The following is a 12,667-nucleotide window of genomic DNA, read 5'->3' as shown; positions in this document are numbered from 1 at the left end:
GCCGTTTGACATCGTCTCCGCCGATGGAACGCAGCGAAAGGGTGGCTGTTACCCCCGCAATCCCTTCGCGGAACCCACCTGCCAGCAGTCGGAGCGGTTATGTCCCAGCCAACAGGTCCAGCTTTCCAGGGCCACGCCCACAAACAGCCGGCGCCTCCTCCCGACGCGATGGACGTGACGCTGACCATCAACGGGAGCCGGAAGACCTTGCGCGTCGCCCCCTGGACCAGCCTGCTCGACGCGTTGCGCCTGCATCTCGACCTGACCGGCACCAAGAAGGGCTGCGACCACGGCCAGTGCGGCGCCTGCACCGTTCTGGTGGACGGTCGCCGCATCAACTCCTGCCTGACCCTGGCGGTGATGGTGGAAGGACGGAGCGTCACCACCATCGAGGGCCTTGCCAGCGGCGATGCGCTCCACCCGTTGCAGGAGGCCTTTATCGAGCATGACGCCTTCCAGTGCGGCTATTGCACCCCTGGTCAGATCTGCTCGGCGGCCGGACTGCTGGAGGAAGGCCATGCCGGCAGCGACGACGACATCCGCGAATTGATGAGCGGGAATCTGTGCCGCTGCGGAGCCTATCCCAACATCGTCGCCGCCATCCGGCAGGTGATGGACTCGCGGAAGGACGGGGGCACGCCATGAGAGCCTTTTCCTACCACCGTCCCGACAGTGTCGATGCCGCCATCGGCGGCGTGGCCGGCCAGTCCGGCACGACGACCGACGCGGCGGTGAAGTTCGTCGCCGGCGGCACCAACCTGCTCGACCTCATGAAGGCCGACGTGATGCGGCCGGACCGTCTGGTCGACATCTCCCGCCTCGGCCTCGACCGCATCGAGGAGATCGACGGTGGCGGTCTGCGGCTTGGCGCGCTCTCCCGCAATTCCGACACCGCTTATGACGATCGGGTGCTGGCGCGCTATCCGATGCTATCGAAGGCGATCCTGGCCGGGGCGTCGGCGCAGCTGCGCAACATGGCGACCAACGGCGGCAACCTGCTGCAACGCACGCGCTGCTATTACTTCTACGACACCGGCACCCCCTGCAACAAACGGGAGCCTGGGACCGGCTGTGGTGCCCTGACCGGGGTCAACCGCATCCACGCCATCCTGGGCGCGAGCGACCACTGCATTGCAGTCCACCCGTCGGACATGTGCGTGGCGCTGGCGGCACTGGAGGCCGTGGTTCGCGTCAGCGGGCCGAAGGGCGAGCGGACCATCCCCTTCTCCGAGTTCCATCGCCTGCCCGGCGACACCCCGCACATCGACAGCACTCTCGCCGCCGACGAGCTGATCACCGCCATCGACCTGCCGGCCGAGGGCTTCGCCGACCATTCGACCTACCTGAAGGTCCGCGACCGCGCCTCCTACGCCTTCGCGCTGGTGTCGGTGGCCGCCGCCCTCAAGATGGAGGGTCAGACGATCCAAACCGCAAGGCTGGCACTCGGCGGCGTCGCCCACAAGCCCTGGCGCGACCCGGCGGCCGAAGCCGAGCTGGCCGGCAAGCCCGCATCGCTGGAAAGCTTCCACGAGGCCGCGCGCGTCCTGCTGCGCGGCGCCAGGGGCCAGTCCCACAACGCCTTCAAGATCGGACTTGCCGAGCGCGCCATCGTCCGGGCGCTGGCCGAAGCCGCCGGAGTGGAGCATCCATGATCGCCAAACCGACCATCCCCGCTCCGCTCGACCGTCCCGGTTCGCAGATCGGCAAGCCCGTCAGCCGCGTCGACGGCCGGCTGAAGGTGACCGGCGGCGCCAAATACGCGGCGGAGTTCAACACGCCCGGCCTCGCCCACGGCTATATCGTCTCCAGCGCCATCGCCCGTGGCCGCATCCTCGCCATCGACACCGCGAAGGCGCTGGCGCTTCCCGGCGTGTTCCAGGTCTTCACCCACGAGAACCGGCCGAGCCTGCCCTGGTTCGACCGCAAGTGGAAGGACGACGACGCGCCCAAGGGCTCGCCTTTCCGCCCGCTCTACGATGCGACGATCCACCATGCGCTCCAGCCCATCGCCCTGGTGGTGGCGGAGAGCTTCGAGCTGGCGCGCTACGCCGCCCGCCTGATCCATGTGACCTACGAGGCGGACGAGCACCGGACCGACCTGCATGCGGCCAGTGCCGATGCCTTCACCCCCGGCAAGGACAAGGGGGGCTTCCAGCCCCCGCCCAAACCGCGCGGCGACGCCGACAAGGCGCTTGCCGAGGCGGAGGTCAGCATCGATCTGCGCTTCACCCAGGCGGTCGAGCATCACAACCCGATGGAGATGCACGCCTCCACCGTCATCCACCATGATGACGGCACGCTGACCATCCACGACAAGACGCAGGGTCCGATCAACACCCAGACCTATGTCTGCAACGTTTTCAACCTGCCGAAGGACGCGGTGCGGGTGATCTCGCCCTTCGTCGGCGGCGCCTTCGGTTCGGGTCTGCGACCGCAGCACCAGCTGTTCATGGCGGTGCTGGCGGCCACAGCGCTGAAGCGCTCGGTCCGGGTGGAGCTGACCCGCCCCCAGATGTTCAGCTTCGGCCACCGCCCGGAAACACTCCAGCGTGTCGCGCTGGGTGCGAAGACGGACGGCACCCTCACCGCCATCATCCACGAGGCGGTACAGGAAACCTCGCAGACGGAAAACTACGTCGAAATCGTCGTCAACTGGTCGGGCCAGCAATACAAGTGCGACAATGTCCGGTTGGACTACAAGCTGGCGCGCATGGATACCCACACCCCGCTCGACCAGCGTGCGCCCGGTGCGGCCACCGGGGTCCCGGCGCTGGAGATCGCCATGGATGAACTGGCGGCCAGGCTGGGCATGGATCCGCTGGAACTGCGCCTGAAGAACTACACCGAGGTCGATCCCAACACCGGCAAGCCCTTCTCCAGCAAGGAGCTGCGCGCCGCTTTCCGGCAGGGCGCGGAACGCTTCGGCTGGCACCGGCGCAACCCCGCCCCGCGGTCGATGCGCGAGGGTCGCCAACTGATCGGCTGGGGCATGGCGGCCGGCGTCTGGGACGCCATGCAGGGGCAGGCGGTGGCGTCGGCCAAGCTCGGCATCGACGGCACGCTGACGGTGGGCAGCGCCACCGCCGACATCGGCCCCGGCACCTACACGGCGATGACCCAGATCGCCGCCGACATCCTGGGCCTGCCGATTGAGAAGGTGTCCTTCCAACTCGGCGACACCAACCTGCCGATGGCGCCGCTGCAAGGCGGGTCATGGACGGTGTCGTCGGTCGGCTCCGCCGTGAAGGCGGTCTGCGACCGGCTGCGCGAGACGCTCGCCAAGCTGGCGGCCGGCCTCAACGACGGCCCGCTGAAGGGGCTGAAGGCCGACGACCTGACCTTTGCCGACGGCTTCCTGATCGCCAAGGCGGATCCGTCCTGGCGCATGTCGATCACCGAGGTGATGCGCGCCAGCGACCTGCTGGTGCTGGAGGACGAGGCGCGCTCGATTCCCGATTACAAGTCGCAGATGCAGCATGCGCTCGGCACCCACTCCGCCGTTTTCGCGGAGGTACGGGTGGACGAGGATCTCGGCACCGTGCAGGTGACCCGCGTGGTCAGCGCGGTGGCGGCCGGCCGCATCATCAACCCCAAGACGGCGCGCAGCCAGGTTCTGGGAGCGGTGGTCTGGGGGATCGGCATGGCGCTGGAGGAGGAAACCATGACCGACCAGCGCCTTGGCCGCTTCATGAACCATGACTTCGGCGAGTATCACATCCCGGTCAACGCGGACGTGCGGGACATCGAGGTCATCTTCGTCGAGGAGCATGACGAGGTCGTCAACCCGCTGGGCGCCAAGGGAGTCGGCGAGATCGGCATCGTCGGCGTCCCTGCCGCCATCGCCAACGCCATCCACCACGCGACCGGCAAGCGCATCTGCGATCTGCCGATCACGGTGGATAAGGTTCTTGGGGCGTGACACACCCCGGTGTCCAGACATCCCCTCTCCCCCACTCGGGGAGAGGGCGGGCGGTTGGAACACAAAGGCGGAATCTATTTGCCGAGCGCGCAACAAGGATTGTGCGGCTGGGGTCGGGCGGATCGAAGAACCACTGAAAGCCCTTGGGGGGCAATAAACCAATGCTCCCGCGCAAGTGGCGGAAGCGGTAGGCATCAACCCATGATGTTCTCATCCGCCATGCGGCGCGGCATGTCGGTCTGGTGCAGGCGGTCCTGCTTCGGCGGCTTGGTGACAGTGAAGCCGATACCCGACAGCAGAAGGACGCCCAGCGAGGCGACGGTGACGATGTTGCAAAGCATAGTGACTGACCCTTTCCCTAACCTCTTGAGGCCGCCCTGCCATGGGCGGCCAGACCCTTATTCTGCGGTCTTCCGTGCAATAGACGCCGGAAGCCGTTTCTTTCTTCCGTGAGCCATCCGGAGATGAGGAAAAATAATCGTCCGTTGTTCGGACTGTATTCATTTCCAACACCTTGCCGGCACAGGCTGCGCGGAGCGGTGACATAATTCCGCGAGTGCGAACTGGCAATGGATGGCTGCGTTATTTCCGCGCAGTTCAGGTTAACAAAATTGTCATGGCAGAGGTTGGGCACGCGGTCGAGGCAGCGGTCAGTGGGGGAGAGGGGAGTTACGCCCCATGGCCGCCGAGGTTGGAAGCTGTTGAAACGGCATCGCTTTCCGCTGGCCGCAAAGTCACGGTTACCTTCAGTCCCCGGTTGTCCTGCCCGGTATCCAGCCGCACAGACGCCCCCAGCCGGTCGGCCAGGGCGCGGACGATGGCGAGCCCCAGCCCGCTCCCGGTGCGGGGCGGCTCGCCCGGACGGTCGAGACGATAGAAGCGCTCGAACACGCGTTCCCGCTCGGCCGCCGGGATGCCGGGGCCGTCGTCCTCCACCTCCATCACCGGTCCGGCCTCCGGAGTCTGTCCGACCCGCACCGTCACCGTGCCGCCCGGCCGGTTGTAGCGGATGGCGTTGTCCAGCAGGTTGCCCAGCAGTTCCCCGACCAGCACCGGGTTCCCGGCAACCCGCAACGCCGGTCCATCTTCCGGACCCTCGAAGCGCACCTCGATGTCCTGGGCCAGCGCCGTCGGCACCTGCTCCGCGGCGATCTCCATCGCCACTTGCAACAGGTCGGTCACCTCCGGGGCCGTGGGCCCTGCGGGCGCGTCCTCGTCGGCACGGGCCAGCGCCAGCAGTTGGACTAGCAGCCGCTCCAGCCGTTTCACCGCGCCTTCCACATCGTCCAGCGCCGCCCGTCCCTCTGCGCTGTCGGTGCCGTAGCGGCGCAGCAGCGCCAGATGGGTGCGCAGCACGGCCAGCGGCGTGCGCAACTGGTGCGAGGCGTCGGCGGTGAAGCGCCGCATGGTGCCGATGGACTGGTCGAGCCGCGCCAGCAGTCCGTTGATGGCGACCACCAGCGGCAGCACCTCCGCCGGCACCACCGCCAGCGGCAGCGGCACCAGCGCCATGCTGCCGCGTGCCGAGCGGGCGTCGATCACCCGCCGCATCCGGCCGAGCGGCGCCAATCCACGCCCGACCGCGCCCCACACCAGCAGCCCGCTGCCGCCGACCAGCGCCACCTCCAGCAAGGTCAGCCACAGCAGCAGGTTGACCTCCAGCGCGCGCCGCCCCTCGGTCGTCTCCGCCACCTGGACCAGCACCGGCTGCGGCACGCCGTAGAGCCGGCGGACCTGTGCCGCCACCCGGACCGGATGGCCGTGATAGGCGGCGTCGCGGAACACCGTGACGTTGGTCGGCATCGTCGCGATGTCCGGCACCGGCAGGTCGAGATAGCCGGTGATCACCCCGCCCTCATGGGCGACGTTGTAATAGATGTTGTCGCGCGCCTGGCTCTCCAGCATGCCGAAGGCGACGGCGGGCAGGTCGACCGTCACCTCGCCGTCGCCATCGCCCACCGCCAGTCGCTCGGCGATGGCCAGCGTCGAACCGGCGAGCAGCCGGTCATGGGTGGACTGCACGAAGCCATGGATCAGCGCCGACCCGCCGACCCCCAGCCCCACCGCCAGCGCCCCCAGCGGCACCAGCAGACGGGTCAGCAGCCGGCGCCGCAGCGACGGCACCCGCTCGCGCCGGCCGCCGGTGAATGCCGCCATCAGGCGCCTTCCATCAGATAGCCCAGCCCGCGGATGGTGCGGATCTGCGGCCCGTCGGGCTCCAGCTTCTTGCGCAGTCGGGCGACATACAGCTCGATGGCGTTGGGCGCCACCGGCTCGTCGAAACCGAACACTTCGCCGGCCAGCCGGTCCTTCGGCACCACCTTGCCGGCGCGGGTGATCAGCCCGTCCAGCACCGCCAGCTCGCGCTTGCGCAAGTCCAGCACCCGGCCGTTCAGCGTCACCGTCGCGGTGGAGCGATCGTAACGCAGGGTGCCGCACACCAGCTCGGGGACCGGCGTGCCCTGGCCGCGCCGCATCAGAGCGCGCACCCGCGCCTCGAACTCCGCCGGGTCGAAGGGCTTCAGGAGATAGTCGTCGGCGCCCAGGTCCAGCCCCTTGACCCGGTCTGCCACCGCTTCCCGTGCGGTCAGGATCATCACCGGCACGGTGGAGCCGCGGCGGCGGATGCGGGTCAGAACCTCGAATCCGGACAGGTCGGGCAGTCCCAGATCCAGCACCACCAGCCCATAAGGCTCCGCCCGCTCCAGCCGCACCGCGTCCTCGCCCGATGCGACATGGTCGACGGCATAGCCGGCAAGCTTCAGCGCCCCGGTCACCCCGCGCGCCAGGGCGGCATCATCCTCCACGATCAGGATGCGCAAGGGAGCCGCCTATCATCCGAGTGGGCCATCATCCGATCGCGCCTGTTCCGTTCAACAAACAATTTTCATCCGCGACAGATTGGCGACAGGTTGATTGCCTATAGTCACGGCAAAGTTGCTTGTAAGCCCAACCAACCCGGCCCGCAACGGCGCCGTGGAAACCAACCGCAGGAGAGGAAGAGATGCGCACCAAACTGGCCCTTCTGGTCGCGACCGCCCTGACGATCAGCATTCCGGCCTTCACCGCCGGCACCGCCCAGGCGCAGTCGGTCCCCGCCGGCTACGATCCCGCCTATGCCAAGATCATCGAGGCGGCGAACCAGGAAGGCGCGCTCAGCATCTATTCCGCCACCGACGCGGCCGCCGTGTCGGAACTGCTGAAGGGGTTCGAGGCGCTCTATCCCAAGATCAAGCTGGAATACGCCGACCAGAACTCCACCGAGATGTACAACCGCTTCATCAGCGAGGCGGCGGCCAACACCGGCACCACCGACCTGATGTGGTCGTCGGCGATGGACCTGCAGATGAAGCTGGTCAATGACGGCTACGCCCAGTCCTACAGCTCGCCCGAATCGAAGAGTATCCCCGACTGGGCCAATTACAAGAACGAGGCCTTCGGCACCACCGCCGAGCCCATCGTCTTCGCCTACAACAAGCGCGTCGTTCCCGCCGCCGACGTGCCGAAGACCCACGCCGACCTCGCCAAGCTGCTTGCCGAGAAGCCGGACGCCTACAAGGGCAAGGTCACGTCCTACGATCCGGAGCGCAGCGGCGTCGGCTTCCTCTACATCACCCAGGACGTCCAGGCGAACAAGAACACCTGGGATCTGGTCAAGGCGATGGGCCAGACCGGGGTGAAGCTCTACACCTCGTCGGGCGCGATGATCGAGCGGCTGACCTCGGGCGAGCACACCATCGGTTACAACATGATCGGCTCCTACGTCTTCGAGCGCCAGCACAAGGATCCGGAGTCGCTGGGCGTCGTGCTGCCGTCCGACTACACCATCGTGATGTCGCGCATCGCCTTCATCCCGAAGGGCGCCAAGCACCCGAACGCCGCCAAGCTGTTCCTTGACTATCTGTTGTCGAAGCAGGGCCAGCAGGCGATGCAGGCCCGTTACATGGGCTCGATCCGCACCGATCTGGCGAGCGCCAACCCGACTGCCGGCGTTCCGGAAAGCACGCTGCGCCCGATCCATGTCGGCCCGGAACTGCTGACCTACCTCGATCAGGTGAAGCGCCTGAAGTTCCTGAAGGATTGGCAGAAGTCCCTCCAGGGGAAGTAACTGCTGCTCTCAAGCCCGTGCTTAGTCCCCTCTCCCCCCAACGCGAGCAAAGCTCGCGTTGCCGACAGGCGAAGCGAAGCTTCGCCGAAAGGCGGGGAGAGGGTTAGGGTGAGGGGGACGCATGGCGATGATCTTCAAGTAAAAGCCGCCCCGCATCCCCCGAAATCCACCCCAAGCCTCCCCCTCACCCCGACCCTCTCCCCGGGGGGGAGAGGGGGAATCCCCCGGGGAGGGCGCCAAAGCCGCCGAATCAAGGAATCCCCCCATGAACCGCGCGACGCGCATCGCGGTGATCGTCGCCATGGCGATTGCCGTGCTGGCCCCGATCGGCCTGGTCGTCTACCAGAGCTTCCTCGACGGCCCGTTCTTCCAGCCCAAGATCTCCTTCACGCTCGATGCCTACGAGTTCGTTCTGGACGACGAGGATTTCTTCGACGCCCTCTACAACTCGGCCGTCATCGCGCTGGGCATGACCCTCATCGCCGTGCCGGTCGGCGCTCTGCTGGCCTTCCTGATGACCCGTACCGACCTGCCGGGCCGCCGCTGGATCGAGCCGGTGATCCTGGTGCCGATGTTCGTGTCGTCGGTGGTGCTGGCCTTCGGCTTCGTGGTCAGCCTCGGCCCGGCGGGCTTCGTCACGCTGTGGTTCAAGGGCGTCTTCGGCTTTGTCCCCTGGTATCTCTATTCCAAGACGACGCTGATCGTCATCGCCGGCCTGACCCACGTCCCGCATGTCTTCCTCTACACCTCGTCGGCGCTCCGCAGCCTGGGTTCCGACGTCGAGGAGGCCGCACGGATGACCGGCGCCGGCCCGCTGCGCACGGCGCTGACAGTCAGCCTGCCGATGGTGATGCCGAACATCCTCTACGCCGCCGTGCTGGTCTTCTTCCTGGGATTCGAGCTGTTCGGCCTGCCGCTGGTTCTCGGCGACCCCGAAGGCATCCTGGTGCTGGCGACCTACCTCTACAAGCTGACCAACAAGCTGGGCACGCCGTCCTACCAGCTGATGGCGGTGGTGGTGGTGGCGATCATCTGCATCGCCCTGCCGCTGGTGGCGCTCCAGCGCTTCCTGCTGCGTGCCGCCAACCGTTATGTCTCGGTCAAGGGCAAGGCCGCGGCGCAGAAGCCGGTGTCCATCGGCGTCTGGCGCTGGCCGGCCGCGGCGATGATCGCCGCGTGGCTGCTGTTCACCGTGGTGGTGCCGATCAGCGGTCTGGTGCTGCGCGCCTTCGTGTCGAGCTGGGGCGAGGGCGTCAACCTGCTGGACGTGCTGACGCTGGCGCATTTCCGCGAGCTGATGGAGTTCCCCAACCTGACCCGCGGCATCGTCAACACGCTGCTGATCGCCTCGGTCGGCGGGGCGCTGTCGGTCGGTGTCTACACCATGCTGAACCTCGCCGCCCACCGCTGGCAGTCGGGCTGGACCAAGCTGATGGACTATCTGGTCCTGCTGCCGCGCGCCATGCCGGGTCTGGTGGCCGGTCTGGCGATCTTCTGGGTCTTCCTGTTCACGCCCTTCCTGTCGCCGCTGCGCCAGACCATGATCGCCATCTGGGTCGCCTACACGCTGGTCTGGCTCGCCTACGGCATGCGTCTGGTCAGCGGCGCCCTGCTGCAGATCGGCCCCGAACTGGAGGAGGCCGGCCGCATCGTCGGCGCCAGCCCCGGCCGGGTGTCGCGCGACCTGACGATCCCGCTGGTCAAGGTCGGGCTGTTCTCCAGCTGGCTGCTGATCTTCGTCACCTTCATGCGCGAATACTCCACGGGCGTCTATCTGCTGGCCCCCGGCACCGAGGTGATCGGCTCGCTGCTGGTCTCGCTGTGGGGCACCGGCGCCGTCGACCTCGTGACCGCGCTCTCCACCGTCAACATCGCGATGATCGGCGGCGGCCTGCTGCTGATGTCGCTCTTCGGGAAACGCTCCCATGGCTAAGCTCATCATCGACGACCTGCACCTGTCCTACGGCAGCAACGAGATCCTGAAGGGCATCACCGCCACCTTCGCCCAGGGCGAGATCGTCGCCCTGCTCGGCCGGTCGGGCAGCGGCAAGACCACGCTGCTGCGCTCCATCGCCGGGCTGGAGGAGCCGAAGAAGGGCGTCATCTCCATCGGCGACCAGCCGGTGTTCGACGCCGCCGCCGGCCTCAACGTGCCGTCGGAGAAGCGCGGCCTCGGGCTGGTCTTCCAGTCCTACGCGCTGTGGCCGCACAAGACGGTGTTCGAGAACGTCGCCTACGGCCTGCGCCTGCGCAACGTCTCGAAGGCCGAGATTCAGCAGCGCGTCGCCGCGGTGCTGGACGGCGTCGGTCTCGGCCATCTCGGCGACCGCTATCCGCACCAGATGTCGGGCGGCCAGCAGCAGCGCGTGGCCCTTGCCCGCGCGCTGGTCTACAACCCGCCGGTCATCCTGCTCGACGAGCCGCTGTCGAACCTCGACGCCAAGCTGCGCGAGGAGGCCCGCATCTGGATCCGCACGCTGATCAAGCGGATGAACCTGACCGCCGTCTTCGTCACCCACGACCAGATCGAGGCGATGGCGATCGCCGACCGCATCGTCCTGCTCGACGGCGGCCGCATCGTCCAGGCCGGCACGCCCGAACAGCTCTACACCGAGCCGGTCAACCTGTTCGCGTCGGAGTTCATGGGCGTCAACAACCAGATCAAGAGCCGCGTGCAGGACAAGCGCGGCGGCTATGCCCGCATCGAGCTGTCCGGCCATGCCCTGTGGGGCAAGGACCGCGCCGGCAAGGGCGTGTCGGAGGAAGCGACCGGCGTGATCCGCCTGGAGCAGGTCGAGGTCGTGGATGGTCCCGGCGACGGGGACGGCGACAACCGGGTTCCGGTCCAACTGGAGACCTCGGTCTATCTCGGCAGCCAGTGGGAGCATGTGTTCCGCTGCGGCGACCAGACGCTGCGTGCCTTCGGCCGTCCGCTGTCCGCCGGCACCCACTGGCTGCACCTGCCGCCGGAACAGCTCTGGGTGTTCTGAGGAAGCTTCCTTCTCCCACCTCTCATCCCCTCTCCCCCCCGGGGAGAGGGTGAGGGTGAGGGGGACGCATTGCGATGATCTTTTCGGCTGCGCCGAACCCCCTCATCCCAACCTTCTCCCTCAAACCTCGATCAGCGCATAAGGCCGCCCCGTCTCCTTGGGGATCGTCTGCGCCACGTTGTAGACCGGCGTCCCCCGCAGCGTTTTCCCGGCATAGCTCCCGTGATGCGCATGGCCATGGGCCACGGCGCGCACGTTATCGAAGCGGTCGATGGTCTCCGCCAACCGCGAAGACCCCAGGAAGGGGAAGATCTCGGTCGGCTCCCCCTCCACCGTCGCGGCGATGGGGGCGTAGTGCAGCACGACGAACACCCGCTCGGTGTCGAGCTGCCGCAAGGCGCTTTCCAGCCGCATCGCCTCGTTCACCGCCTCGTGGACGAACTGTTTGATCGCCGGCTCGCCGAAGCTGTCGAGCATGCGGTTGCCGAAGCCGCCACCGAAGCCCTTCACGCCGGCGAAGCCGACCCCGCCGATCTCCTGCGGCGCTCCGTCGAGAAACCGCACCCCGGCCTGGGTCAGGATATGCTGGATTTCCTCAAGATGTCCGCATTCGTAATCGTGGTTGCCGAACACCGCGACCACCGGGATGCCGATGGAGCGCAGGGCATCGGCCAGGATTTCAGCCTCGCGCGGCTTGCCGTGGTTGGTCAGGTCGCCGCACAGCGCCAGCACGTCGGCCTTGCCGGCGATCTCCTGGAACAGCTCGCGATAGGGGTATTGCGTGGTCTCGCCGACATGGATGTCGCCGATGGCGGCGACGGTCAGCCTGCGCTCATCCATTCCCACTCTCCCTCAAAGTCTTCTCCTTGGTGCCCTCCTCGCCGACCACGTCGGCAAAGCCCCATTGGGTGACGTCGATCAGGTAATCCTCGCGCGAGAACAGCCGCCCGCGGCAGATGCGTGTCTGGGCGACCGGCAGCTTGGCGCGTTCCTGCATCCGCTCCAGCAGCTCCGCCACCAGCCAGTCGGGCACGCGGTCGCGCTCGGTCGGATAGATGAACCGGAAGTTCAGGAGGTGGATCAGCAGCACTTCCCAATACTGCTCCATATGGGCGAGCAGCCTTTTCCAGTCGATCCTGTCGTGCTGCTTCAGAATCATGTGCGCCACGTCCGGCCCGTCGTACTTGTGGCGCATCTGCACAAAGGATTTGGAGAAGATCATCTCCGTCGGCGCCACCAGCCGCACGTCGGTGCCGCAGATCACCGCGCGGTGTTCTTCCTTGAACCAGTGGTCATTGACCGGGTTGATGGCGACGGCGGAATTGAAGATGACGTCGAAGAACAGCTCGCCATGCTTGACCTTGCCGATCCAGCGTTCGTCCTCGATCTCCGTTTCGAAACCATGGTCCTGGAAATGGGAGAGGATGCGCGGGAAATCGCCGCCGCAGCAGAAGACGTCGATGTCCTTGGTCGGCCGGTTGATCCCGGTATAGGCGCTGACCGCATAGGTCCCGCCCAGCAGGAACGGAATGCCGGACTGCGTCAGCAGCTTGAGGCTTTCGGTATAGAAGGCCTCGGCCTCCGCGGTGACGGTGGCGCTGCCCTCACGGAGTTCGCTCATGGACCACTCCCCCTGATGCGCCGGATTGG

Annotated in this window: 11 protein-coding genes; 6 read left to right on the top strand and 5 right to left on the bottom strand. The window is 67.0% G+C overall.

What is annotated here, in order from left to right:
* Positions 1-99: 99 nt before the first annotated feature.
* Genes E6C72_RS13290 through E6C72_RS13280 form a run of 3 tightly spaced genes read left to right on the top strand, consistent with a single transcriptional unit; the run spans position 100 to position 3,919 of the window.
* Positions 100-645 carry a (2Fe-2S)-binding protein gene (locus E6C72_RS13290; RefSeq protein WP_109086841.1) on the top strand — a complete coding sequence of 182 codons (546 nt, stop codon included), beginning with the start codon at positions 100-102 and terminating at the stop codon, positions 643-645.
* Positions 642-1,652: a xanthine dehydrogenase family protein subunit M gene (locus E6C72_RS13285; RefSeq protein WP_109086842.1), complete on the top strand. Its 1,011-nt coding sequence runs from the start codon at positions 642-644 to the stop codon at positions 1,650-1,652. The genes E6C72_RS13290 and E6C72_RS13285 overlap by 4 nt, the downstream gene beginning before the upstream one ends.
* Complete coding sequence (locus E6C72_RS13280) at positions 1,649-3,919, top strand: xanthine dehydrogenase family protein molybdopterin-binding subunit (RefSeq protein WP_199228794.1); 2,271 nt, start codon at positions 1,649-1,651, stop codon at positions 3,917-3,919. Before E6C72_RS13285 ends, E6C72_RS13280 begins: the two co-directional genes overlap by 4 nt.
* A 194-nt stretch (positions 3,920-4,113) precedes the next feature.
* On the opposite strand, the gene E6C72_RS31775 is transcribed toward E6C72_RS13280, so the two are convergent.
* The 3 genes from E6C72_RS31775 to E6C72_RS13270 all read right to left on the bottom strand — a co-directional run bounded on the left by E6C72_RS31775 (position 4,114) and on the right by E6C72_RS13270 (position 6,741).
* Positions 4,114-4,260, bottom strand: coding sequence for a hypothetical protein (locus E6C72_RS31775; protein ID WP_169055202.1), 147 nt, complete (start codon positions 4,258-4,260; stop codon positions 4,114-4,116).
* A gap of 328 nt (positions 4,261-4,588) precedes the next feature.
* Positions 4,589-6,076: a sensor histidine kinase gene (locus E6C72_RS13275; protein WP_109086843.1), complete on the bottom strand. Its 1,488-nt coding sequence runs from the start codon at positions 6,074-6,076 to the stop codon at positions 4,589-4,591.
* Positions 6,076-6,741 (bottom strand): response regulator transcription factor, encoded by a 666-nt coding sequence (locus E6C72_RS13270; protein WP_109086844.1) that lies wholly within the window; start codon positions 6,739-6,741, stop codon positions 6,076-6,078. The genes E6C72_RS13275 and E6C72_RS13270 overlap by 1 nt, the downstream gene beginning before the upstream one ends.
* A 182-nt stretch (positions 6,742-6,923) precedes the next feature.
* Here E6C72_RS13270 and E6C72_RS13265 point away from each other — a divergent pair, with 182 nt between their 5' ends.
* From E6C72_RS13265 to E6C72_RS13255, 3 genes are all read left to right on the top strand, one after another.
* A complete protein-coding gene (locus E6C72_RS13265; RefSeq protein ID WP_109086845.1) occupies positions 6,924-8,027 on the top strand; it encodes an ABC transporter substrate-binding protein in 1,104 nt (367 codons plus the stop codon).
* A 265-nt stretch (positions 8,028-8,292) separates the two neighbouring features.
* Positions 8,293-9,960, top strand: coding sequence for an iron ABC transporter permease (locus E6C72_RS13260; RefSeq protein ID WP_109086846.1), 1,668 nt, complete (start codon positions 8,293-8,295; stop codon positions 9,958-9,960).
* On the top strand, positions 9,953-11,017 hold the full coding sequence (locus E6C72_RS13255) for an ABC transporter ATP-binding protein (RefSeq protein WP_109086847.1): 1,065 nt from the start codon (positions 9,953-9,955) through the stop codon (positions 11,015-11,017). The genes E6C72_RS13260 and E6C72_RS13255 overlap by 8 nt, the downstream gene beginning before the upstream one ends.
* Before the next feature lie 120 nt (positions 11,018-11,137).
* Here the strand turns inward: E6C72_RS13255 and E6C72_RS13245 are convergent, their stop codons facing one another.
* Positions 11,138-11,857 carry a metallophosphoesterase gene (locus E6C72_RS13245; protein ID WP_109086849.1) on the bottom strand — a complete coding sequence of 240 codons (720 nt, stop codon included), beginning with the start codon at positions 11,855-11,857 and terminating at the stop codon, positions 11,138-11,140.
* The gene (locus E6C72_RS13240; protein ID WP_109086850.1) at positions 11,850-12,638 is read right to left on the bottom strand and encodes a nucleotidyltransferase; all 789 of its coding nucleotides are present in this window, start codon (positions 12,636-12,638) and stop codon (positions 11,850-11,852) included. Before E6C72_RS13240 ends, E6C72_RS13245 begins: the two co-directional genes overlap by 8 nt.
* Positions 12,639-12,667 lie beyond the last annotated feature (29 nt).

The sequence above is a fragment of the Azospirillum sp. TSH100 genome (assembly GCF_004923295.1).
In the GTDB taxonomy this organism is placed as follows: Bacteria; Pseudomonadota; Alphaproteobacteria; order Azospirillales; family Azospirillaceae; genus Azospirillum.
Note: the sequence above shows the minus strand (reverse complement) of the source record. Positions and strands in the feature narration are given on the sequence as shown.